We start from the raw sequence: 23,480 nt of genomic DNA, 5'->3' as shown, positions 1-23,480 counted from the left end.
TCATCGGTCTCCGTGCTCGTCGGATCGATTGTCGCAGAGGTGTGCGCCGCCCACGAGCAAACCGGTGACGGCCATCGCAGCGACCTGGGAGAGCGCCATCGCCATCGGTGTGGTGCCGAAGGTGATCAGCAGAAGTGTCTGCAGCGCAGCGCCCAGCAGAAGGGCAATCGGTGCCCGCCAGCGGCCGGCGGCGAGGTCGAGGCTGGCGATCAGATTGGCCACAGCGAACAGGGTGGTCGCGATGGCGTACGGAACGAGGATGTCGACCGCGTCGGTGTAAGCCTCTCCGAGCAGGAGCGGTGCGAGCGTGTCGCCGACCAGCGCGAGTCCGAGAATGCCTATCGTGCAGGTGGATACCACCATGGCGAGAGCTCGGGACGAGGCCGCGCGCCGCTCCGCGGTGTTCTCGGCGCGGGCGATGACGGGAAACGTGCTGTGCACCACGGCCCACGAGAGGAAGAACAGTCCCCTTCCGATGACGGCGGCCGCGGCGTAACCGCCGGCGGCCTCTGGTGACATCAGGGCCTTGGCCAGCACGACATCCCCGTTGGCGATGACGACCTGGCCGACGAGCAGGACGGTCGCTGCCACCGAGACGGCGGCGGTTGCAGGGGGCGCGGCGGATGTGGTGTCCCGTTCGCCGTGGGTCGCGGTCACCACACGGTGGCGGACGACGAGCGCAGAGGCCACGAACGACACCGAGATCGCCACTGCCGCCCCGATCACCCCGAACCCGAGGGCGAGCATGACCAGCGCGATCCCGACTCGGGTGACCGCCTCCACGGCGTAGCTGATGGCCAGCCGGCCCAGCCGCAGATCGCCCTGCAGCGCCCCGCGCATCACCGCCTGCGCCAGGTAGACCGGGAGACCGATCCCGATCACGACGAACAGCAGCGGTGTCGAGGCGCTGAAGGTGTGCGCGAGCACCGTCGAGCCCAGCACCAGCGCGGCCGCCGCAGCGCCGCCGAGCCCCCAGGCCCAGCGTGTCAGCCTGCGGCGCATCGCAATGGCCACCGGATCGTCGATCGCCCCGCTGCGGGCCGACAGCAGCTGCAGCGTCGCCGCGGCCGCGGCCGCGATCAGGACCACGTTGACCGCGAGGTTCGCGTCACCGAACTCCGCCGGCGACAGGAACCGGGCGAGCACCAAATTGAGTGCGTAGTTGGCGGCGCTGACCCCGAGCATCGTGACGGTCAGGATCGCTGCGCCGTCGAGATGCCTGCGGGCCGCGCTCGGCGGCGTCGGTTTCACCGCGTTGGGCGGTTCGGTGGTGAGCACACGTGTCATCGTCGGCGGTGGTTCTCAAGCGGGTACGCGGTGAAGTCTCAAGAAATCGTCAAGATTGTCGAGCGTCGGTGGGATAGCTGGAAACTTGTCCATCCCTTGAGATTTCGTAGCAGGTCTTCTTGAGGCGCCGTCCTTACGTTCGATCGCAGAGCGAAAGGACCCCCCATGACCTACCCCGATTACGCCCACTGGCGCGACACCCGACTCGCCGGCACGCCGGATGTGACGGTGGTGATCCCGGCCTACAACGAATGCGACCGGATCGTCCCGACCATCGGAGCCATCTCGGCGCATCTGTGTGCATCGGGGTTGTCCTGGGAGTTGGTCGTCTCCGACGACGGCAGCACCGACGGCACCGCCGACCTCGTCAGGTCGCTGCGATTGGCCAACGTCACGGTGCTCGAACCGGGGGTCAACCGCGGCAAGGGTGCAGCTGTCCGAGACGGTGTGATGGCGGCACGAGGCCGGTTCGTTCTGTTCAGTGACGCCGACATGTCCACGCCGATCGAGGAATTCGACCGCCTGCTGACGGCCGTCCGACGCGGAGTCGGTGTCGCGATCGCCTCCCGGGCAGCCGAGGGAGCCCAGGAGTGCGGTCGTGGACGCCTGCGCAGCTTCATCAGCGCGGCGTTGCGCGGTGGCGTGCGCGCAGCCACCGGGGTGCGCGTCAAGGACACGCAGTGCGGCTTCAAGCTCTTCACCCGCGAGTCGGCCCGGATGCTGTTTGCCGCGTCGCGCGTCGACGGCTTCTCATTCGACCTGGAGGTCCTCTGGTTGGCCCAACGCTGGGGTCTGGACATCGAAGAAATCCCCGTGCAGTGGATCGAGGCCCCGGGCTCCAAAGTCAAACCCGGCCGGGAATCGCTGCGCTTCCTCCGCGACGTTGCCGCGCTGCGCTACCGCGATCTGCGCGGCCAGTACACCTCCAGCGCGGTCGCCGCCGCCGCGTGATGCGACCCGTCCACCCTTCACTGCCCGAGACGAGGAAGAACATGACAGTCACCGAACGCTTGCGGGTCGGCCTGGTCACCGCGTATCCGCCGAGTCAGACCACCCTCAACGAATACGGATACCACCTGGCCCGTCACCTGGCTGCCAAGCCGGAAGTCGACGAGCTGGTCCTGTTCCACGACGACGTGGCCGACGGTGTCGGCGATGTGCCCGACGGGGCGCGGGCGGTGCCGGCCTGGCGGTACGGCTCGCTACGAAACCCGGTGCGCATCGCGCGTGCGGTCCGGGCGGCTGACGTCGACGTCGTTCTCGTCAACGCCCACTTCACCAGCTTCGGCGCCACCAAGGTCGCGGCGGCACTGGGACTGTTCCTGCCGGTGCTCCTTCGCGCGCTCGGGATTCCGAGCATCGTGTTGCTGCACAACCTGGTCGACACCGTCGACCTCGAAAAGGCCGGATACTCGTCGAGTCCGCTGCTGACCAGGATTCTGTCACTGGCGGGCAGCCTGGTCACCAGAATGGTGCTCGCCGCCGACAAGGTCTGCGTGACCATGCCCCAATACGTGGACGTCTTGCGGACGAAGTACGGCGCACGGCACGTGTACCTGGCACCACACGGGAGCTTCGAGGAGCCGGACGCCATCGAACGTGACCTCCTGGCGACGCCGTCACTGCTGGCATTCGGCAAGTGGGGGACCTACAAGAAGGTCGAGGTTCTTCTCGACGCGCACGCGCTGCTGCGTTCGCAAGGGGTGGACGTCGAGGTCGTCATCGCCGGCACCGACAGCCACAACGCGGTGGGCTACCTCGACGCGATCAAGCGCACCTACCGTGATCTGCCGGGCGTGCACTTCACCGGCTACGTCCCCGAGGAGGACGTCCCGAGCGTGTTCGGCTCGGCGACCATCGCGGTCTTCCCCTACACGAGTACGACGGGATCCTCGGGCGTCCTGCACCAGGCCGGCTCCTACGGCTGCCCGGTGGTCCTGCCCGACATCGGCGACCTGGCCGAATGCGTGCGTGAAGAGGGCTTCGAAGCGCTCACCTTCGATCCCGGCGATGCGGACTCTCTTGCCGGGGCCGTGCGCGCGTTGCTCGTCGACGCCGACCGCAGGAACGCCATGGGGGAGGCCAACCGGGCTGCGGCATGCGGCATTCCGCTCACCGACGTGGCCGACTGGCACCTGGCCCATCTCCAGGAGATCCGTGTGCTGCCGCACCTCACCGGCGCCGAATCTTGACCCGATCCTGACAATTGCGCCCCCTCGGCCTTGCAGATGGCTCCCTAACGTCAGAAGTGGCCGGACCGCGGCCCTGAACCGACCCGACAACTCACACGAGGTGAACCATGATCGCAACGACGACGGCGGTGACCGCCGACATCCCCGTGACACCAGCGCACACCACCGCGGAGGCGATCGTCCTGCCGCGACGCTTCGACGTCCACGAGGTCGCGCGCTTCGAAGCGGCGGTCAACCGGGTGTCGATGCCAGGGACGCTGGTGGCGATCGACGGGTCCGCGGTGCGTTACCTGGACCGGGCGGCGATGGACGCGCTGATCCAGGCCCGGTTGCGGTGCATCGACCACGGCGGAGACCTCGCACTGTCCGATCTCAGCGTGGCCGCCCGCGTCATCCTCGAGCTGACCGGACGGTACGACGCGCTCAACCCGCGCAGGGATGCGGCATGAGCGTCACCATCCTTCGGCCCCGGACCGAGTGCGATCCGGTCGAGGCAATGCGGCTCCGGACGAGCTTCACGACGGCTGTCGGCAACGGAGCCACCGGCGTCATCGTCGACCTCACCGGTGTGCGTGAGCTCTCGGGAGCGGGCCTGGCGGCGGTCACCCATCTGGTCACCCAAGGCGCGCGGACCGGCATCGCGGTCCGGGTGTTGTTGCCAGAGCAAGGATCCCGGGCCGCGCGCATCATCGAGCAGGCCGATCTCGCACGGTTCCTCCGCCCTGGCGGGCTGTGGAACCCGACACCAGCCGGTCGAAACCGAACAGCAGCCGGTTGCGGCGTGACGATCGCGAGCCGCCGCGCTGCGTCATTGCAGCGGTCGTGACACCCGACAAGGAGTGACTTCCCATGGACCCGGACATACTGTGCGCATTCCGCAACAACCGGCGCCTGCGCCGGTCCGCGTGGGGGTGCAAGGATCCTTTGCCGCACCGGCTGAGCGAACGACCCCCCAACGCGAGGTTTCGGCCCGCGGCCGCCGGTGATGAAGGCACACTGGGGGAGTGCGCGTGTTGATCGTCGATGACTCCCCCGAGGTGGTCGAGTTGCTGCGGCCGGTGCTCATCCAGGACGGCCACGAGGTCGCTGTCGCCGACAACGGCCGCGACGGTCTCGACCTCGTCGGCAGCTTCCGACCCGAGATCATCCTGCTCGACGTGGTGCTGCCCGAGATCGACGGTCTCGAGGTGTGCAGACGTCTGCGAGGATCCTCGGACGCCCACGTCATCATGCTCACCTCGAAAGACCACGAAGTGGACCGGGTCGTCGGGTTGTCGATCGGCGCAGACGACTACGTCACCAAGCCGTTCTACCCACGGGAGGTTTCTGCCCGGATCAGCGCAGTGGGCAGGCGGTCCCGAGCCACGACAATCGAATCGCCCTCCGAACCGCAGGAGCGGGTGTTCGGTGACCTGCGCATCGATCCGGCAGCGCGCCGGGTGTCGGTCTCCGGCCGGGAGGTGGTGCTGACGAAGAAGGAGTTCGACCTGCTCGACGCGATCACCTCCCGCCCGAAAGTCGTGCACACCCGGGAGATGTTGCGCGACGGCATCTGGGGTCCGGACTGGTTCGGCGACGACCACGTCGTCGACGTGCACATCGGCAACCTCCGCAAGAAAATCGACAGTGCCGGCGACAAGAGCCGCATCGAAACCGTGCGGGGTGTCGGCTTCCGTCTCGCCGGCAGCTGACTTTCCGTCACCGTAGTTCGAGGCCGGCCGGTCCGACGGCGAGATGCACGTCGATGACCGGGTCGTCTCCGTTCAGCCGCTCACGGATCAGAAGGAGAACCTGGCGATCGAACTCGTCTGGGCTGCCGGGGTACACCTGCCCGGGTGGGGCGTCGCTGTGCAGGATCAACAACTTGCCCGACCGCGCCGCCAGCTGATGCCAGCCACCTTCATACGCCGCCACGAGATCGGCCAGCGGCACGCGCTCCCGCGCCCCGTCGGTTCCGGCGGCGGCCGCGGCGACATCGAGGGCCCCGCGCATCTGCGCGAGGAGGTTTCGCAGTTCGGCGAGCTGCTGCGCACTCAGAGATGTTTCCTCGGAAAGTGATTCGGCCATGAAGAAGAGCGCTGTCAGCGGTGTGCGCAGATCATGGGTCAGTGCGGCCAGGCGCCGCTCGCTGTCAGTCACCGCCTCGGATGCCGCTCGGCGCGCCGCCTCCAACTCCGAGGTCCGCAGGGCGAGCTTCTCTTCCAGCTGCTGGCGCAGCTCCCAGCGCTCAGACGCGACTCGCTCGGCGATCGCCTCGGCCTGATGTCGGGCCGACTTCTCGCGGGCCAGCCGGCGCTCGAGGCGCGCGACGGTCGCGGCGTGATCCTCGGGTTCGCTCAACCGGCGGCCTTGATGCGGATGGTGCAGCGGGAATCCCCACGCTGACGGCAGCTGGGCTGGTCGACCACCACCGCTTCACCGTAGAAGTCCGCGACCCCCATCACCAGCCCCTCGGCGAGCATGCACATGTCGCGTACCGACAGGTAGTCCAATTCGAGTTCGTCACCGTTGTCGCGCAGCGCGAAGCGGGGCACGCTCGCTCCGGGATAGAGCTTGAGGACCTCGGGGTGGATGACGGCGTTGACCTTCGGCAGAAACTCACGCAGCGAGGTCGGCGCCTCGGGAAAACCGGCGTAGCGGGCCATCAGCGGCTTGAAGGTGAGCCGCCCGAGCGTGCGTTGGACGTCGTCGACCGAACACCCGAGCCGGTCCGCCGCGGCATGCGCCAGAGCAACCAGCTCGGCGTCGGGGTAGTTTCCCAGAGCCGTGTAGGCCCCTTCCAGATCACACGCGGTCAGCAGCTCATCCCACATCTGCTCACCCCAGCGCGCCGACACCGCCTCCTCGACCGCGTTGAGCAGGACACCCTTCATCACGATCCTCCTTGGTTGACAAGCCGCCCGAGTCGCGCCTGCAGGCACGCGATCGAGGCATCCACCAGGTCCTCGAGCCCGGTCTCCGACATCTCAGCGACCGGGTCGGCTGAATCCTCGACGGCTCTGAGCCGTTCGGCCAGCGCCACTGCACCGAGCATCACGCTCGGGGATCGGATGGCATGGGCACTGCGCCGCACCGCATCCGCGTCGCGGTCGGCGGCAACGTGACGCAGCTCCGCGAGCCGGCGCGGCATTTCGGCCACGAAGGCCGCGACGACCTTCTGCAGTGGCTCGGTGCCGAGCTCCTCGATCATGCGGTCGATCCGCGCCTCGTCGAGGATCTTCGCGTCCGTTGTGTTCTCCAGCTGACCGTTGGTGTCCGGCCTGCCCGTCGCGTCCTGTGGGCGACCCGCACCGACGAAGCGGCTGATCTCCGCGGCAAGGGTGGACGACAGAAGCGGCTTGCCCAGGAAACCGTCCATTCCCGCCCGTTCGCACGCGTCCCGGTTGGAACCGACCGTCGATGCCGTCAGCGCCAGGATCGGGATGTGCGCGCCGGTGCTGCGCTCGGCGGCCCGGATACGGCGGGTCGTCTCGTATCCGTCCATGACCGGCATGTTGCAGTCCATCAGCACCACGTCGAAGCGTTGCGTATCGAGTCGTTGCAGCGCCTCGTGTCCGTCGGCGGCGGACACACAGTCGTAGCCGAGCTTCTGCAGCTGCGTCTCGACCAGCAGCCGGTTCGTCGGATTGTCGTCGACGACCAGAATCAGCTTGCGCGTGGTGTTTTCGCCGGCGGCCGGCGCCGAGACCGACCTCGGCTCCGGCGGTTTCGCCTCCGGCAGCGGCAGGGTGAAGTGAAAGGTCGAGCCGTGGCCTTCGAGGCTGGCGACCTGAAGACCGTCACCGCCCATGGCTTTGACGAGCCTGTCGGAGATGGCCAGCCCCAGCCCGCTGCCACGCTCGGCGTCGGAGCCCCGCACCTGGGCGAAGGGCTCCATGATTCGCGCGATGTCCTCGCCCGGGATCCCGGGGCCGGTGTCGGTGACGGCGAACCGGATCAGATCTGTGCTCGTCTCGTCGACACCGGAGACCTCGAGATCGACACGGCCTTCGCGGGTGAATTTCTTGGCGTTCGACACCAGGTTGCGCAGCACCTGGTGCAGTCTGTCCGCATCTCCGGTCCGCCAGTTCGAGATGGTGGGGTCGACGGAGACGCCGAGTTGCAGGCCCTTCGCTTCGGCCTTGAGCCGCGACATCTCGATGACCTCGTCGACCATCTCGCGGAGCGGAAACGGCTCGGCCGCGATCGTGGTGCGCCCGGCGTCCAGGCGTGACAAATCGAGCAGATCCGCGACCAGGCGGGTGAGACGTTCGGCTTCCATCCGGATCCGGCGCGACCACTCGGCGGCTTCGTTGCGGCCCTCAGCGCTGAGCTGATGCTCCAGCAGTTCGGCGAAGCCGAGGATGGCGTGGATCGGGGAGCGGATCTCGTGGCTCACCGTCGCCACGTAGTCAGATTTCTGACCGGCCAACCCGATCGCATAGTCGAGAGCCCGTTGCAGCTCCAGTTCCACCTCCACCTGAGTGTCGATGACCCGAAGCGAGACGATGACGCCGTCCACACCGCCTTCGACATCGGTGTAGGGCTTGCCGTGTCCTTCGACCCACCGGTATCCGCCGTCGGCGGTCGCGATCCGGAATCGTTCCACCGCTGCCTTGCCGTCGGCGATCCTGCCCAGCGCGGCGAACACGTCCTCGAGATCGTCCGGGTGAATCCGGGGCACGAAGTCCGCGCCCGTCCAGACCTCCGGGGACCAGCCGAACGCCGCCTCGATGGACGGGGAGACCCAGGTGGGTACGGTGCCCCGCAGGTGAGCGACGATGTCGACGGCGTTGTCGGCGAGTATCCGATACCGCTCCACTGCTTGAGCCCGGTGCCGCTCGGCCTCCTCACGGGCACGGCTCTGGGCCAACTGGTCGCCCATCATCCGGTGGACCCGGCGGCTGATGAGGAAGAAGGGGATACCGAGAATGAGGGTGGCCATCGTGACCGACAGAACCCACACTTCGTTGCCGCGAAGGCCGAACTGCAGCAGGATCAGGCGCCAGATGGCGACCCAGATCGGTACCAGCGCGAACGTCAGCACCAGCCGCACCAGCATCCTGCGGTCGGGCCGGGCCACCAGCCAGGCCACCGGCTGGCGGTCCGGACGTGAAGCCATGGTCGCGTCGACGAGAAGCGCGAGCGCGACCGCCGTGGTGGCGTTCATACCGACCACCGGCGATCCACTGAGCATCTGCGCGGCATCGAGCAGGTAGGTCACCAGCGCAACGAGCGGCAATGCCCCGGCCGCCACAACGCTCACCGACCAGGCCCGGGCGACCCAACGCCCGTCCTGTTCCAGCAGCGCCACCGCCGCGGCGAGTGCGGCAACGGACAACGCGGTCTGCGCGGCCGGGCTCGCGGGGCCCGTCTGCTGCAGCAGATCCCGCCCGAGCAAGACGACCGCGAGCGCGCCGGCCACCACCGCCAGGCCGCGCCCGACCCGCACTGTGCGCGGGGTCGGCCGTCCCGACTGCAGCCACACGGCTGTGCCGAGCGCGGCCAGCAGCCCGGCACTCCACGGAGCCATCGCCGGCCAGTCGGGGTGAATCTGCGCCAGCAGTTCGATGCCGGTGGTCCGGTCGAGGAGGTCGAGCAGTATCAGAGCGAACACCAGCGCGACGGCGCCGCGAATCCACCACACCAAAGGCACGTCAGCGTCGGTTTCAGCCACCCGAATCACCCACCCCTCAGCGATTGGAGCGTACTCGGCACTGGTCGCTCGCGGGCCCAAAGTCCCTAGTGAAGCCCGGCATCTGACGGCACACTCGATGGTCATGGCCACCCCGATCACGCGTCGCGTTGCGCTCACCGCCCTGGGCGCCCTCGCGGCGGGAAGTGTGGTGGGCATCGGCTGTGCGCGACGGATCGTCGGCGGGCCGGGCCTGGACGGGATCCGCCTGACCCAGGGGCCCGGCGGGGGCATGGGTGTCGGCCCGGTCGACATGCGGGCCTACATGGACATGTTCCGGCGGCACACTCAGATCAACCGGTCCGTCGAAGCGATCCCCGGCGGTGTGCGCACCATCACCGAGTCGGACGTCCCTGAACTCGCTGCGCAGCTGCAGGCGCACGTCTCATCCATGTACTCCCGCCTTACTGACGGCCGCGAGGTGTCGTGCCTGAGCTCGAGCCTGCCCACGCTGTTCCGTCATGCCGCGGACTACCAACGGGCGCTGACGTTCACCTCTACCGGGGTGATCGTCGAGGAGACCGCCGGGGACCCGGTGTTGGTGCAGGCTATTCGGGACCACGCGGCGGAGGTCAGTGGGTTCGTGCGAGACGGGATGCCCGCGATGATGCAGGACCTGATGGGGCCGGGCGGGATGATGCCGGGGCCACATCACCGGTGATCCGGTGGGGCGGCCTGACATGATCTCCAACCATGGCATGGGAGTGGGTGCCCCACGTCGCGACGGCCACCGTCGGCGTGGCGGGCATTGTCGGGACGTGGCTCACCGCCAACAGGGGACTGGCGCACGAACGCCGGCTGGCTACCGAAGCGCGCCAGCAGCAGCGGCTGGAGAACGCCTACGTCGGCCTCCTCGATGTCGCCGAGCGGGTGGGGCACTGGGCGCAGCTGGCCTGGCCGGTACTCGACAGCGACCCGCCCCGGCCGGTCCCTGAGCTGCCCCCGCTGGCCGAGCAGGCCCACACCGAGGCCCTGGTGCGCGCATTCGGTTCGGACAAGGTGCTCGAGCGGATGAAGACCTGGCGCGACATCGTGCGCACGATGCGCGCGCTGGACATCCAGATCCGGGCAGCGGACGGCGGTCAGCCGGACGCCAGGAGGGACTTCGAGGGCTTACGCGCCCAGGAGATGGTGGCCCGCGAAGCGCTCGGCGATCAGGTCGCCGTCGACCTCGGGCACCGCTAGACACATCTGGACGCGACGACACCCCGACGGCAAAGACCGGCCGGGGTGTCGCGACACTTCGGGTAGAGGGACGGTTCAGGCGGTACGGCGGATGCCGCGCTTGAGGAGCAGTTCGCGCTCGGACTCCGACAGGCCGCCCCAGATGCCGTACGGCTCGCCGACTGCCAGCGCATGAGTGCGGCACTGGGTGATGACCGGGCAACGCCGGCACATCTCCTTGGCGCGCATCTCACGCTGAGCGCGGGCCCGGCCGCGCTCTCCGTCGGGATGGAAGAACATCGCGGAATCGACGCCCCGGCAAAGCCCTTGCATCTGCCAATCCCAGATGTCGGCGTTCGGACCGGGTAACTGCTGCGGCTGTGGCATTTCGAATACCCCTCTCTACACACCCATTTCGCTGCTCACTGGATGCGTGAGTCGTGGAACAGATCCGAGCACAGTCGCCGATGACCACTCGTGCACACAACGTAGAAGGGCTTCGGAATTCGCGTCAATACTCTGGGTATGTGCGGAACCGCATATCGGCGGGCGCAGAATTTACATTCCGTTCATCGTCGTGACCCGTGCGCAGCGAGTTCGGTGCTAGTCGCGCGTGAACCGGGTATGGCTGTCGCACCGTTTGTGCTGATCAGTCGGCGCCGTACTGCTCGGGTATTCAAGGCGGCCGAGTAGGCAGTTGACATATCGGTAACACGCGATCAATCAACTGTTAACTGACGCAATTCTCAAAAACCATCCGAATCGGTAGCCTCGCCTTTCGATGAGTATCGGCACCGGGTCGAATGTTGCCGTTCTGGCCGACGTCGCGTTCGGCAGCAACCCCGGGATGTGGCCGCTGCCGCGAGCGGTGACGGCATCCGAGTTGTGGCTCCGCGCCGTCGCCTCGGCCGGGCAGGGTCGCTACAGCTGCGCGCTGGCCGACCTCGAGCAGCTCGACCGCCTCGCCGACGCCGGCCCGCTTCGTGCGCTGGGGCTCAGCACCAGAGCGTCCTTTCACCGCCAACTCGGCTGGCATGATCGGGCGCGCCCGCTGGACGGTCAGGCACTGGCCCTCGCGGGTGGGGACGCCCAGAGCGGCGCCGACGCGTTCATCGGACTGGCCGCCGACGCACTGGGGGTCGGCCGGTTCGCGGCCTCGGCGTGTGCGCTGGCCCGCGCATCCCGGCTGGTGGACGACGCCGGCGCGCCGCGGCTTCCGGTTCGGCACGCCTGGGTGTCGGCGGAGCTGGCCATGGTGCGGGGTGAAGGTCCGGACGCGGTCGCCCACGCCGACACCGCGCTGGCCCTCGCCGACGACCTCGGCTCGGTCCGGCACCGCGTCAAGTCGACGGTCGTCCTGGCTGCCGCCCTGTGCTGTCGGGGCGAGACGGCCGCCGCGAGCCGCCGGGCCGACGAAGCGCTCGCCGGTGCCGGGCAGGCCGGTCTGATTCCGCTGCGATGGGCGGCGGCCGGCTTGCTCGCCGACATCGGGAGTCAGACGCACTCACCAGCTCAGATTCGGGGCATTCGGGACGACTGCGTCGCAATCGTGACCAGATGGGGCGGCGTGTGGCGTCCACGGTAAGCGGGTTGGGCCCACGTCAATAGTTATTGTTTAGCTGAGCCACGCCCCGAGGCGGGCTTCTGCCGCCAGGCAGCATCACCTCCCACCAACGGGATGTGTCCCGCACGTAACGCTGGAGATATCGGCCACGATGACATTTTCGGGAGAACGTCTCGATGCTGTCGTTGCCAAGGCCGTGGCAGGCGATCGAGATGCCCTTCAGGAAGTGCTGGCGACCATCCGCCCCATCGTTGTCCGGTATTGCCGGGCTCGGGTGGGGACCACGGAACGCAGCGGTCTGTCAGCTGATGACGTTGCACAGGAGGTGTGCTTGGCCGCCATCACGGCGCTGCCGCGCTACAAGGATCAGGGACGACCCTTCCTGGCCTTCGTCTACGGCATCGCTGCACACAAGGTCGCTGACGCGCATCGTGCCGCCGGACGCAATCGGGCTGACCCGATGGACGTCGTTCCGGAACGGTCCTCGAACGACGCCAGCCCCGAGCAGCTGGCGATCGACTCCGAATCGTCGGCCCGGATGGCCGTCCTGTTGCAGACCTTGCCCGAGAAGCAGCGCGAGATCCTGATCCTGCGCGTCGTCGTCGGGATGAGCGCAGAAGAGACCGCGGAAACGGTCGGCAGCACTCCGGGCGCCGTGCGCGTCGCCCAGCATCGCGCGTTGGCGAAACTGAAGGCCGAGCTGACGGCGGCGGGGCGTGACCATGCCTGACTTCGGACGCTGGAACGCCAACGGCGGTGATCCGTCCCTGAGCGACATCAACCGCAGCGATCAGTTCCTCGACGCGCTGGCGTCGGGGGGCCCGGTGTACGCCGCCGATCAGGGCGAGGCGGAGCTGGCCGATCTGCTGGCCGGCTGGCGCGACGACATTCGCGAGACTCCGACCTCGGTCAGGGTGACGCCGCAGCAGGCGGCGCAGGCGCTGGAGCGCGCCGGTTCGTCGAGCAGACGCCGGCGCCTGTCGCTCGCGGTGGTCGGTTCGGCCGCCGCCGCGGTGCTGTGCCTGGGCGGGTTCGGCGCCGTCATCGCCGGCGCAGGCCCCGGTGACGCGCTGTACGGGCTGCGCACCATGCTGTTCGGTGAGCAGGCTGCCCCGCGCGACGACGCGGTGATCCTGGCCGCCCAGACTGAGATGCAAGAGGTCCAGCAGCTCATCAACCAGGGCGACTGGCAGGCTGCGCAGGCCAAGCTGGAGGCGGTCACCACCACGGTCGCGACCGTCGGGGACGTCGAGCGCAAAGAGGAACTGGTGAGTCAGTGGCAGGAGCTCACCGTCAAGGTGGAGGCACAGGACGCCGCCGCGACGGTCCCGCCGGGCGCGCCGCTGCCGACCTTCCCGGAGTTGCCCGCCGTGGTGCTCGACCCGCTGACGCCGGCCTCAGAAACCTCGGGAACCTCCGAAACCTCGGGAACCTCGGAAACCTCGGAAACCTCGGGAACCTCGGGAACCTCGGCGACAGAGACGACTGCTCCGACCTCGGAGACGACGGCACCGTCGGGAACGACGAGTTCCCCGACCTCCGGGACGACGGCGCCGAGCACTTCGGAACAGGAGGAGGCGACTTCTCCGTCGGCGACGACGTCGAACGCTCCGTCGACGCCGACATCGACCTCCACGTCGGGGACGCCGCGGGCCACCACCACGGCGCCGTCGGCGACAACGACCACCCCGTCGGCCGCCCCCTCCTCTGCGGGACAGTCCACGTCGACGTCGGTCGTCACGCGGGCCTCGTCGTCGGTGGCCGCCACAGCATCGTCGGCCGCGCCGAGTGCGACACCGTCGGTGACGCCGCGTGGCACGGTGACGACGACGGCCGCGGCACCGTCCGCGGCGGAGGAAGAGGTCGAAGAGCCTGCATCGACACCCGCAGTGCCCCCGGTGACCACGACGACAGTGCTTCCGGTGGCGCCGATCGTGCCCGACGAGCCGAACTAGCCGCAGGCGGCCCCGCCGAGGAGTTCAGCTCTCAGCGATAGCCGTCGGACTCCGACGCGGCTTCGTTGAGCGAGGCGTCGGCGTAACCACGGCAGTAGTCCCACGTGACATAGGCGTCGGGCTCGGGATCGTAGGCGGGTTCGTGGGGCCGGACCGTGCCGTCGACGAGCAGCTGCAGCAGGTTCGCCCGCAGCATGTCCCAGTCGTGATAGTGGTCCTGCTGGCATTCGTCACAGCAGACCACGAGACCGCGAATTCCCTTGTGCGCGAGCAATGCTTCATACACGGCCAGATCGGCCAGATCGGCCTCGACCGCGATCCGCTCCTGCGGATCGAGCGGTTGTCCCGGCTCCAGGGCGTCCAGCGCTGCCGACGGGTCGCTCGGGTCGTCGGCGAACGGGTCGGGAGGCAGTCCTGGGGGCAGGTGGTCTCGCACGTTTCCAGACTACGCAGCACCCCTGGGATCGCGCCAGCGCTCCGGCGGCACGTCGCGGAGGGACTCGCGCAGCAACTTCGGGTGTGACACACGATGCCGATAGGATGTGGTCTTCAGGGCGGGTCTCTCGCCTAGCTGCATCTTTGTCACTGGAGGCTTCATCTATGTCGATCGCCGAAAGCAGCGTCCCGATCGCCGTGCCCGTGCCGACCGGGGGCGACGATCCCACGAAGGTCGCGATGCTCGGGCTGACGTTCGACGACGTGCTGCTGTTGCCGGCGGCATCCGATGTGATTCCGGCCACGGCCGACACGTCGAGTCAGCTCACCCGCAGGATCCGGCTGAAGGTGCCGCTGGTGAGCTCGGCGATGGACACCGTCACCGAGGCGCGGATGGCGATCGCGATGGCCCGCGCCGGCGGGATGGGCGTGCTGCACCGCAACCTGCCGGTCGCCGAGCAGGCCGGTGCGGTCGAGACCGTCAAGCGGTCCGAGGCGGGGATGGTCACCGATCCGGTGACGTGTTCGCCCGACAACACGCTCGCCGAGGTCGACGCCATGTGCGCGCGGTTCCGCATCTCGGGGCTGCCGGTCGTGGACGACCGCGGCGCGCTGGTGGGCATCATCACCAACCGTGACATGCGCTTCGAGGTCGACCAGTCCAAGCCGGTCTCGGAGGTGATGACGAAGGCTCCGCTGATCACCGCCCAGGAGGGGGTGTCGGCCGAAGCCGCGCTGGGGTTGTTGCGCCGCAACAAGATCGAGAAGCTGCCGATCGTCGACGGGCACGGCAGGCTGACCGGGCTGATCACCGTCAAGGACTTCGTCAAGACCGAGCAGTTCCCGCTGGCCACCAAGGACAGTGACGGCCGGCTGCTGGTAGGTGCCGCGGTCGGCGTCGGTGAGGATGCCTGGACCCGCGCGATGACGCTGGCCGACGCCGGGGTCGACGTCCTCGTGGTGGACACCGCGCACGCTCACAACCGGGGTGTGCTCGACATGGTGCGCCGGCTCAAGACGGTGGTCGGCGACCGGGTCGAGGTGGTCGGCGGCAATGTCGCCACCCGTGCCGCGGCCGCCGCGCTGGTCGACGCCGGCGCCGACGCGGTCAAGGTGGGCGTCGGGCCCGGCTCCATCTGCACCACCCGCGTCGTCGCCGGAGTGGGTGCACCGCAGATCACCGCGATTCTGGAGGCGGTCGCGGCGTGCGCCCCGCACGGCGTGCCGGTCATCGCCGACGGCGGTCTGCAGTATTCGGGTGACATCGCCAAGGCGCTGGCGGCGGGGGCCTCGACCGCGATGCTGGGGTCGCTGCTGGCGGGCACCGCCGAGTCGCCGGGTGACCTGATCCTGGTGAACGGCAAGCAGTTCAAGAGCTACCGCGGCATGGGTTCGCTGGGCGCGATGCAGGGCCGGTCGAGCGGAGGAGGCGGGGCCAGGGTGTCCTACTCCAAGGACCGCTATTTCCAGGACGATGTGCTCTCCGAGGACAAGCTGGTGCCCGAGGGCATCGAGGGCCGGGTACCGTACCGGGGGCCGCTCTCGACGGTCATCCACCAGCTGACCGGCGGACTGCGCGCCGCGATGGGTTACACCGGTGCGGCGACCATCGAGCAGCTGCAACAGGCTCAGTTCGTGCAGATCACCGCGGCCGGGCTGAAAGAGAGCCACCCCCACGACATCACGATGACCGTGGAAGCCCCCAACTACACCACCCGCTAGAGGACCTCCGCATGCGCGACATGGTCGAGATCGGCATGGGCCGCAACGCCCGCCGGACCTACGAGCTCCACGACATCAACATCGTGCCGTCCCGGCGCACCCGGTCGTCGAAGGACGTGTCGACGGCGTGGCAGCTCGACGCGTACCGATTCGACATCCCGGTGGTCGCGCACCCCACCGATGCGTTGGTCAGCGTCGAGTTCGCGATCGAACTGGGCCGTCTCGGCGGGCTGGGGGTGCTCAACGGCGAGGGGCTGATCGGCCGGCACGCCGACGTCGACGCCCGCATCGCCGAGGTCGTCGAGGCCGCCGAGAAGGAGCCCGACCCGGCCGTCTCGATCCGGCTTTTGCAGCAATTGCACTCGGCGCCTTTGGATCCCGATCTGCTCGGGGCGGCGGTCGCCCGCATCCGCGAGGCCGGGATCACCACCGCGGTGCGGGTCAGCCCGCAGAACGCGCGGGCGCTGACCCCGGCGCTGGCCAGCGCAGGGCTGGACCTGCTCGTCATCCAGGGCACAATCATCTCCGCCGAGCGCGTGGCCCAGGACGGCGAGCCGCTGAACCTGAAGACGTTCATCTCCGAACTCGACATGCCGGTGGTGGCCGGCGGGGTGCTCGACCACCGCACCGCCCTGCATCTGATGCGCACCGGGGCGGCCGGCGTCATCGTCGGCTACGGCTCGACGATGGGGGTGACGACCTCCGACGAGGTGCTGGGCATCAGCGTGCCCATGGCGACCGCGATCGCCGATGCCGCCGCTGCGCGCCGCGAGTACCTCGACGAGACGGGTGGGCGCTACGTGCACGTGCTCGCCGACGGGGACATCCACACCTCCGGCGATCTGGCCAAGGCCATCGCCTGCGGCGCCGACGCCGTGCTACTCGGGACACCGCTGGCCTCGGCGGCCGAGGCGCAGGGCGGGGGATGGTTCTGGCCCGCCGCGGCCGCGCACCCGTCGCTGCCGCGCGGAGCACTGCTTCAGGTCGCCGCGGGCGAGCGCCCGTCTCTCGAACAGGTGCTCACCGGCCCGTCGGATGATCCGTTCGGGGCGTTGAACCTGGTCGGCGGCTTGCGCCGGTCGATGGCCAAGGCGGGTTACTGCGACCTCAAGGAGTTCCAGAAGGTGGGGCTGGCGGTCGGCAACTGAGTGCGGGCTCGAACGACCCTGCTTTACAAATTAGGCTTCCCTGTCTAGAAATCTACCCGTTGGTAGGTCCATACTGGGCGGATGCAGCCTGACTACGACGTCGTGATCATCGGTTCCGGATTCGGTGGCAGCGTGACCGCGTTGCGGCTCACCGAGAAGGGCTACCGGGTGCTGGTGCTCGAGGCCGGACGGCGCTACGAGGACGCCGACTTCGCCAAGACGTCGTGGAATCTGCGCAAGTTCCTGTGGGCGCCGGCGCTGGGTTGCTTCGGCATCCAGCGCATCCACCTGCTGCGCAACGTGATGATCCTGGCCGGCGCCGGCGTCGGCGGCGGGTCGCTGAACTATGCCAACACGCTGTACGTGCCACCGGAGCCGTTCTTCAACGACCCGCAGTGGAAAGACATCACCGACTGGCGCGGCGAGCTGATGCCCCACTACGACCAGGCCCAGCGGATGCTCGGCGTGGTCACCAACCCGACGGTCACCGACGCCGACAAGATCATGCAGCAGGTCGCCGACGACATGGGCGTCGGCGACACCTGGGTGCCGACCCCGGTGGGCGTGTTCTTCGGCAACGACGGAGAGAAGACGCCCGGCAAGACCGTGCCCGACCCGTACTTCGGCGGGGCAGGTCCGGCGCGCACCGGCTGCATCGAATGCGGATCCTGCATGACGGGGTGCCGCTACGGAGCGAAGAACACGCTGCTGAAGAACTACCTCGGCCTGGCCGAGAAAGCCGGCGCCCACGTCCGGGCGATGAGCACCGTCACCGACTTCCGCCAGCGCCCCGACGACCTGTGGGAGGTGCGCACCGTGCGCACCGGCAGCAAGCTGCGACGCGGCAAGCGCACCGTGACAGCGACGCACGTGGTGCTGGCGGCGGGCACCTACGGCACCCAGCGGCTGCTGTTCAAGATGCGCGACACCGGCCGGTTGCCGCAGCTGTCGGACCGTCTCGGGGTGCTGACGCGGACCAACTCGGAGTCGATCGTCGGCGCCGGACGCCTCGAGGTCTCCCCGGACATGGATCTGACCCACGGCGTGGCGATCACGTCGTCCATCCATCCCACCGCCGACACCCATGTCGAACCGTGCCGCTACGGCAAGGGCTCCAATGCGATGGGCCTGCTGCAGACGCTGATGACCGACGGCGCCGGCCCGCTGGGCACCGACGTGCCGCGGTGGCGGCAGCTGCTGCAGCTCGCGGCTGCGGATCCGCGGGGAATGCTGCGGATGCTCAACCCGCGCCGGTGGAGCGAGCGCACCGTCATCGCGCTGGTGATGCAGCATCTCGACAACTCGATCACCACCTTCACCAAGCGCAACCGGTTCGGCATCCGCCGCTACTCGAGCAAACAGGGCCACGGCGAACCCAACCCGTCCTGGATCCCGGTCGGCAACGAGGTGACCCGCCGCATCGCCGAGAAGATCGACGGGGTCGCGGGCGGCACGTGGGGGGAGTTGTTCAACATCCCGCTCACCGCGCACTTCCTCGGGGGCGCGGCGATCGGTGACAATGCCGACCACGGCGTGATCGACCCGTATCACCGGGTGTACCACTACCCGACGCTGTCAGTCGTCGACGGTGCGGCCATCTCGGCGAATCTCGGCGTCAACCCGTCACTGTCGATCACCGCCCAGGCCGAACGGGCGGCAGCGCTGTGGCCGAACAAGGGCGAGCAGGACCTGCGGCCCGCGCAGGGGGAGGCGTACCGGCGGTTGACGCCGATCGCCCCCGCGCATCCGGTGGTGCCGGCCGAGGCTCCCGCGGCGCTGCGCAACCTCCCGATCGAGCCGGTCAGCTCGGCGGGGTAGCGGAGTCGACGCCGCTGCGACTATTCAGGGTTCATCGGCCTCGTTATCGTGTGGGCGTGAACTGTACGTACGCGGTGGAGATACCTGCAACTTGCGAGATTATCCGCCATCAATAGGGCTCGTAGTGTCGAAGTCAGCCCGGCGCAGTCACCACGTTGGGCACTTAAAGCATCGTTGGTTGCAGTAGCGGGCTGCGAGCAACGATTTTTCTGACCGTTTCAGTTTGGTGACACGTGCTCCTCTCGAATTCGTCGACTCGGCAGGAATGTTGCAACTCTCTCGAACGACGGACCGATTAGCCATGCGGTCGTTCGGCTCAGATCGTTGCCCGTCAGGATTCGACTTCGTCGATCGTGTGTTGCGGAAGCCTGCAGGCTTACCCAATAGTGAGAAGCGAACTGAGCACCAAGCTGCTTAAGCAGTCGCGGTCCTCGTGGTGCGCTAAATGGCCCGCGCCAGTAATGAGATGGACCTCGCAATTTCCGAATGTTGACGCTAGCCGGTCGATTTCAGCAGCCGTCGACATGGGATCGCGATCGCCCGCAATAATTACTGTGGGAGCTGTGATTCTGGAAGCCGAGTCTAGGCAACTATTGCTTGCCGCAATTGTGAGTTGGTCGGCGATATCTTTTGGCGAAGGCGCGAAGCCGCGCTCTCTAAGGGAATTTTTGCGAATGTGCCACATCCCGCCAATTCCGCGCCGAGCTAGCATGCTATTCGACACGTTTTCGAGCGTTCGCACGCCAGTGGCGATATTTGCGGTCCACATCGGGCCGCGTAGCACCTTTATAGCGACTGACAATGCTGCTCGATTCAGCACCCCGCCTAGCCCAACTCGTTTCGTTGAAGGCACGCAGGCCACAGGTGAAATTAAAATGAGCCCCAGTAAGTTGACGTTGCTGGATTGCGCAGCGGCCGCTGCGGCAATCGTGGCGCCGAAGGAGTGCCCAAGCAGTACCACTGGTCGTCGACCGACGATCGACTCAATAACGTCGATTGTTAGCTTTGACAGACTGGAAATTGACGCACGCTGGTCGGTAATTGAGTTTTGAGAAACACCGTTCCCTGGAAGGTTGACCGTTAGCGTGCGGTATCCGTTCGCTACAAGGGGTGTGAGCACCGCTCTCAAGCCGAGGTCAGTCCCCTTCCAGCCGGGTAAAGCCACCACGGAGAAAGCGTGGTGGTCCGAAACCGAGTCCGCAACCACTATCGGTTGCCCGCTCTGCGACTGCACTTGCAGATAGCGAACCGTCAGGGCGGTTGGGCGCCTTCGTGGTGTTGACACGACATCATGCGCCGCGGACCCGTGCCAGCGCGGTTCTGCTGGTCCTGAGTAGTCGCGCACCGCTCCATCCTCTCTCGAGCGCATTCCCACCCATGGGCGGAATCGGCCCATCGTATGACCCAAGAGTTCGACAGCGTAGATCTTGGTCGAGCCTTAACAGGTGAATGCCGCTTTGAGATGGGTAGATCGTAAGTTGGAGCTCCCTTCGCTAACGTTGCGCCGTGAGGATTTTACTTGCCGGTGATACGTACCCGCCGGACGTTAATGGTGCCGCCGTATTCGCGCGCCGCCTCGGCGAAGGTCTCGCGAGGAGAGGTCATGAGGTGCACTGCATTGCGCCGTCTCCTGCGGGTTTCTCGTATAAGGAAAGATCGGCAAATGTATGGGTTCACCGAACGCCGTCTTTTAAATATCCTTGGCACGCACATTTTTATATTGCTGACTTGAGGCGAGTAAATAGATACGTCGATACGGTCGTAGCCGACGTTGCCCCAGATATTGTGCATATCCAATCTCATTTTCTAGTCGGTCGAGCCGCTGCCAGGTCCGCCATGCAGCGACACATTCCGCTCGTAGCAACTAACCACTTCATGCCCGAGAACTTACGACACCAGCTCCCTTTTGGGATGGGAGGATCTCTTTACCGCCTTCTAGCTAAATGCTCGTATTTGGACCTTAGGCACGTACTGCGCGCTGCCGCGACTGTCACTGCGCCGACAACGCACGCTGCGAATCTGCTCAGCGCCCAAGCTCACGTGCACAATGTCATTCCGATTTCGTGCGGAATTGATTTGAAGGAATTCCGTCCGAATAACGTTAAGCGAAAAGCCGCGGGGGATACTGTACTCTTCGTCGGACGCCTCGAGGTTGAGAAGCATGTAGACGAAATTCTGAATGCTTTAACCTTACTGGACTCCAAAATACAGCTGAATATTGTTGGCATCGGCTCGCAAGAAATCGTGCTGCGAAAGCTTGCCACGTCACTCGGGATCGATGACCGCGTCCACTTTCGGGGTTGGCTCAACGACGAAGATCTCCGCGCCGAGTATCGTAACGCTGACGCGTTCTGTATGCCTGGCACTGCAGAGTTGCAAAGTATTGCTACCTTGGAAGCAATGGCTGCAGGTCTTCCCATCGTGGCAGCTAATTCGCATGCGCTACCGCTGCTAGTCAAGCCCGGGGTGAACGGAGAACTTTTCACTTCGGGTAATGTCGTCGAACTTGCTGGTGCAATCAGTCGTGTCCTGGCGACAACTGCGAATTGGCGGGAGTTAAGCGAGGGAAGCCGTTTGATGGCGGGTAGCCATGACCTCTCCTCCACTCTGGATTCATTTGAGGCGGTGTATATGGCATGCAAACCTACGTAGGTGCGTGCATTGTAAACCGCTCTGCTTACCGGACTTCAAGAGCGCAATACTCTGGACGCCCAAGATTATGTACACGACTAAAATTACGGCATAGATTAAGAGGAAAGGCCAATAAGCACGGTAAACCCAGACATGAAAAATGGTAAGTTTTGGTAGGCTAAAGATCGCTATTGCCGCGAGAATGAGGGCGTAAAAATATGGAGGGAGAAATGCGAAAAACTGGACGATCGGGACTACCTTTCCAGATCTGCCATAATTCACTCGGTCAGTCTCGGCCTTCGATCCAATTTCGCTAGGAGAAGAATTCCAGTTGCGCTGGACGGAGGGGCTGCATTGCTTTATTATCTCCATTTCGAGCCACTCAATCGAGCGTGAGCGAATGGCACTCGTACCAAAAAGTATGAGATGGTAACCTGCGAAAGCGCACGAGATAATCGGGAGGGTCAGCACCACCCAAACCTTCGCTACTGTGTCCACATCGATGGTTTGATTTTGCATCAACACTAATAGGCCTACGGCGGCAGTAAAAAACGTCGTTGCCGCAAACCATACGGCCAAAGTGTCTTTCTGTAGTGCGGATCCGATCTGTCGTTCGACCGCGTACAAGCCGGCAATTCCTGGCGGGTAGGTCGGGGGATCTCCCCCAGCCTCATAAAACCTGCCGGTGCTATCAATAGGCAACTTTCCCCCTGCGTGGAACGGTAATTCTTACGGAAGACAATAACCGCGATTGCTGCAAGTGCTTGGCTCTGACGTCTGTGATCCTGACGATCGTCGGGGTCGGCGAGGGCGACGAGCACCGCGATCGAGTTGACGGTGTGACGCATGAGGAGGCCAACGGTGGCGGCGCGCGTCATAAGTTCACGGCGGGACGCCTCGCCCATGCGGTCGCCACCGTGTCCGGCCATGCGATCCCCCATGCGTTCACCCATTGTCGCCACGGCCCTCCCCAGCCAAGCCAGCAGGTCGGTCGAACGTATCAATTCGCTGCGTGGACTGTTCTCCAGCGGGTATCTCGCTAACTTCCGGCGCGTTCCTGTCGCGTCGCGTCGGTGGCCTGGGATTAAATACCGGGCAGGGGCAAACAGATTTCTGTCTGTGTTCAGTCGGGGGGTGTGACGGGGGATGGCCCGCGAGGGGGACGCGCGGACGCCGGTGCGGATCGCGATCATCGACGATCACGACGTCGTGCACGCGGGGATACAGGCGTGGTGTGGGGAGGCGGAGCCGCCGATCGAACTCGCGGCGAGTTTTCTGCAGCCGGCCGAGTACTTCGCCGCCTACACCGAGCCGGCCCGCGACATCGACGTGGTGCTGCTGGACCTGCAGATCGAGGGCCACCGGCCCGACTTCGACACGCTGCGCCGACTCGCCGACGGTGAGCAGCGCGTCATCATCTACTCACACATCAACACCGACGAGGTGATCCTGCGCTGCCTGGAGTTGGGCGCGGTCACCTATCTGGTGAAGTCCGAGGGCAAACGCCACCTCATCGAGGCGATCCATTCCGCGCACACCGCGACGCCGTATGTGGGGCCGCGGATGGGCAAGGCGATGCTCAACGACGGCACCGTCGGCAGGATCAAGCTCTCCGAGCGGGAGAAGCAGGTGCTCATCGCCTGGTTTCAGACCGAGAGCAAGGATCTGGTCGCCAAGAGGTTGTTCATCGCCCCGACCACGGTTCGTACGCACCTGCAGCGGGCGCGGGCCAAGTACGCCGCGGCGGGCCGGCCGGCGTCGACGAAGTCGGCGTTGTTGGCGCGTGCGATCGAGGACGGCATCTTGAGCCTGAAGGATCTGTAGCGATTTCGGTCGTTCGGGTGACAGACCCGCCCAGCCCACGCGGGATAGCGTGGGCGTGCTCATGAG

The 23,480-nt window shown here is 66.4% G+C and carries 22 protein-coding genes; 15 read left to right on the top strand and 7 right to left on the bottom strand.

The window, feature by feature from the left end; all coding sequences use genetic code 11:
• On the bottom strand, nt 1-1,278 hold the full coding sequence (locus ACEWX3_RS22380; RefSeq protein WP_374157730.1) for an oligosaccharide flippase family protein: 1,278 nt from the start codon (nt 1,276-1,278) through the stop codon (nt 1-3).
• A gap of 174 nt (nt 1,279-1,452) precedes the next feature.
• Between ACEWX3_RS22380 and ACEWX3_RS22375 the strand changes: the two genes are divergently transcribed.
• The 5 genes from ACEWX3_RS22375 (at nt 1,453) to ACEWX3_RS22355 (ending at nt 5,170) form a co-directional block, all read left to right on the top strand.
• Complete coding sequence (locus ACEWX3_RS22375) at nt 1,453-2,238, top strand: dolichyl-phosphate beta-glucosyltransferase (RefSeq protein ID WP_374157729.1); 786 nt, start codon at nt 1,453-1,455, stop codon at nt 2,236-2,238.
• Nucleotides 2,239-2,279: 41 nt separating this feature from the next.
• Nucleotides 2,280-3,479: a glycosyltransferase gene (locus ACEWX3_RS22370; RefSeq protein ID WP_221349231.1), complete on the top strand. Its 1,200-nt coding sequence runs from the start codon at nt 2,280-2,282 to the stop codon at nt 3,477-3,479.
• A gap of 107 nt (nt 3,480-3,586) precedes the next feature.
• On the top strand, nt 3,587-3,928 hold the full coding sequence (locus ACEWX3_RS22365) for an STAS domain-containing protein (protein WP_221349229.1): 342 nt from the start codon (nt 3,587-3,589) through the stop codon (nt 3,926-3,928).
• Nucleotides 3,925-4,305, top strand: coding sequence for an STAS domain-containing protein (locus ACEWX3_RS22360; RefSeq protein WP_374157728.1), 381 nt, complete (start codon nt 3,925-3,927; stop codon nt 4,303-4,305). The genes ACEWX3_RS22365 and ACEWX3_RS22360 overlap by 4 nt, the downstream gene beginning before the upstream one ends.
• A gap of 184 nt (nt 4,306-4,489) precedes the next feature.
• The gene (locus tag ACEWX3_RS22355; protein WP_207068491.1) at nt 4,490-5,170 is read left to right on the top strand and encodes a response regulator transcription factor; all 681 of its coding nucleotides are present in this window, start codon (nt 4,490-4,492) and stop codon (nt 5,168-5,170) included.
• A gap of 7 nt (nt 5,171-5,177) precedes the next feature.
• Here ACEWX3_RS22355 and ACEWX3_RS22350 read toward each other — a convergent pair whose 3' ends face one another.
• Genes ACEWX3_RS22350 through ACEWX3_RS22340 form a run of 3 tightly spaced genes read right to left on the bottom strand, consistent with a single transcriptional unit; the run spans nt 5,178 to nt 9,135 of the window.
• The gene (locus ACEWX3_RS22350) at nt 5,178-5,819 is read right to left on the bottom strand and encodes a histidine kinase dimerization/phospho-acceptor domain-containing protein (RefSeq protein WP_374157727.1); all 642 of its coding nucleotides are present in this window, start codon (nt 5,817-5,819) and stop codon (nt 5,178-5,180) included.
• Nucleotides 5,816-6,352: a heme NO-binding domain-containing protein gene (locus tag ACEWX3_RS22345; RefSeq protein ID WP_207068493.1), complete on the bottom strand. Its 537-nt coding sequence runs from the start codon at nt 6,350-6,352 to the stop codon at nt 5,816-5,818. The genes ACEWX3_RS22350 and ACEWX3_RS22345 overlap by 4 nt, the downstream gene beginning before the upstream one ends.
• A complete protein-coding gene (locus tag ACEWX3_RS22340; protein ID WP_374157726.1) occupies nt 6,352-9,135 on the bottom strand; it encodes a response regulator in 2,784 nt (927 codons plus the stop codon). Before ACEWX3_RS22340 ends, ACEWX3_RS22345 begins: the two co-directional genes overlap by 1 nt.
• Before the next feature lie 103 nt (nt 9,136-9,238).
• Here ACEWX3_RS22340 and ACEWX3_RS22335 point away from each other — a divergent pair, with 103 nt between their 5' ends.
• Both ACEWX3_RS22335 and ACEWX3_RS22330 read left to right on the top strand, forming a co-directional pair.
• On the top strand, nt 9,239-9,814 hold the full coding sequence (locus ACEWX3_RS22335; protein ID WP_374157725.1) for a hypothetical protein: 576 nt from the start codon (nt 9,239-9,241) through the stop codon (nt 9,812-9,814).
• Between the two features lie 32 nt (nt 9,815-9,846).
• Nucleotides 9,847-10,338 (top strand): hypothetical protein, encoded by a 492-nt coding sequence (locus ACEWX3_RS22330; protein WP_207068496.1) that lies wholly within the window; start codon nt 9,847-9,849, stop codon nt 10,336-10,338.
• A 75-nt stretch (nt 10,339-10,413) separates the two neighbouring features.
• Here the strand turns inward: ACEWX3_RS22330 and ACEWX3_RS22325 are convergent, their stop codons facing one another.
• Nucleotides 10,414-10,704 (bottom strand): WhiB family transcriptional regulator, encoded by a 291-nt coding sequence (locus ACEWX3_RS22325; protein ID WP_152515838.1) that lies wholly within the window; start codon nt 10,702-10,704, stop codon nt 10,414-10,416.
• Between the two features lie 394 nt (nt 10,705-11,098).
• Here ACEWX3_RS22325 and ACEWX3_RS22320 point away from each other — a divergent pair, with 394 nt between their 5' ends.
• The 3 genes from ACEWX3_RS22320 to ACEWX3_RS22310 all read left to right on the top strand — a co-directional run bounded on the left by ACEWX3_RS22320 (nt 11,099) and on the right by ACEWX3_RS22310 (nt 13,836).
• On the top strand, nt 11,099-11,902 hold the full coding sequence (locus ACEWX3_RS22320; RefSeq protein ID WP_374157724.1) for a hypothetical protein: 804 nt from the start codon (nt 11,099-11,101) through the stop codon (nt 11,900-11,902).
• Between the two features lie 130 nt (nt 11,903-12,032).
• On the top strand, nt 12,033-12,611 hold the full coding sequence (locus tag ACEWX3_RS22315) for a sigma-70 family RNA polymerase sigma factor (protein WP_152515840.1): 579 nt from the start codon (nt 12,033-12,035) through the stop codon (nt 12,609-12,611).
• Complete coding sequence (locus ACEWX3_RS22310; protein WP_374157723.1) at nt 12,604-13,836, top strand: anti-sigma-D factor RsdA; 1,233 nt, start codon at nt 12,604-12,606, stop codon at nt 13,834-13,836. Before ACEWX3_RS22315 ends, ACEWX3_RS22310 begins: the two co-directional genes overlap by 8 nt.
• A gap of 31 nt (nt 13,837-13,867) precedes the next feature.
• Here ACEWX3_RS22310 and ACEWX3_RS22305 read toward each other — a convergent pair whose 3' ends face one another.
• Nucleotides 13,868-14,272, bottom strand: a complete 405-nt coding sequence (locus ACEWX3_RS22305; protein ID WP_152515842.1) for a DUF5319 domain-containing protein — start codon at nt 14,270-14,272, stop codon at nt 13,868-13,870.
• A 164-nt stretch (nt 14,273-14,436) separates the two neighbouring features.
• On the opposite strand from ACEWX3_RS22305, the gene guaB reads away from it, so the two are divergent.
• The 3 genes from guaB (at nt 14,437) to ACEWX3_RS22290 (ending at nt 18,959) form a co-directional block, all read left to right on the top strand.
• Entirely contained in the window at nt 14,437-15,993 is a 1,557-nt protein-coding gene (gene guaB, locus ACEWX3_RS22300) for an IMP dehydrogenase (RefSeq protein ID WP_221349217.1), read from the top strand.
• A gap of 20 nt (nt 15,994-16,013) precedes the next feature.
• A complete protein-coding gene (locus ACEWX3_RS22295; RefSeq protein WP_374159921.1) occupies nt 16,014-17,141 on the top strand; it encodes a GuaB3 family IMP dehydrogenase-related protein in 1,128 nt (375 codons plus the stop codon).
• A gap of 81 nt (nt 17,142-17,222) precedes the next feature.
• Nucleotides 17,223-18,959: a GMC oxidoreductase gene (locus ACEWX3_RS22290; RefSeq protein ID WP_374157722.1), complete on the top strand. Its 1,737-nt coding sequence runs from the start codon at nt 17,223-17,225 to the stop codon at nt 18,957-18,959.
• A gap of 376 nt (nt 18,960-19,335) precedes the next feature.
• Here the strand turns inward: ACEWX3_RS22290 and ACEWX3_RS22285 are convergent, their stop codons facing one another.
• Nucleotides 19,336-20,328, bottom strand: coding sequence for an alpha/beta fold hydrolase (locus ACEWX3_RS22285; protein ID WP_374159920.1), 993 nt, complete (start codon nt 20,326-20,328; stop codon nt 19,336-19,338).
• 137 nt (nt 20,329-20,465) lie between these two features.
• On the opposite strand from ACEWX3_RS22285, the gene ACEWX3_RS22280 reads away from it, so the two are divergent.
• Together ACEWX3_RS22280 and ACEWX3_RS22275 are read left to right on the top strand one after the other, a co-directional pair.
• Nucleotides 20,466-21,611 (top strand): glycosyltransferase, encoded by a 1,146-nt coding sequence (locus ACEWX3_RS22280; protein ID WP_374157721.1) that lies wholly within the window; start codon nt 20,466-20,468, stop codon nt 21,609-21,611.
• 1,125 nt (nt 21,612-22,736) lie between these two features.
• On the top strand, nt 22,737-23,414 hold the full coding sequence (locus ACEWX3_RS22275) for a response regulator (protein ID WP_207068501.1): 678 nt from the start codon (nt 22,737-22,739) through the stop codon (nt 23,412-23,414).
• Nucleotides 23,415-23,480: the final 66 nt, after the last annotated feature.

Origin of the sequence: Mycobacterium sp. G7A2 (assembly GCF_041902445.1) — a bacterium.
GTDB lineage: Bacteria > Actinomycetota > Actinomycetes > Mycobacteriales > Mycobacteriaceae > Mycobacterium.
The sequence above is the reverse complement of the archived record's forward strand: the minus strand, read 5'-3'. Positions and strand labels throughout refer to the sequence as shown.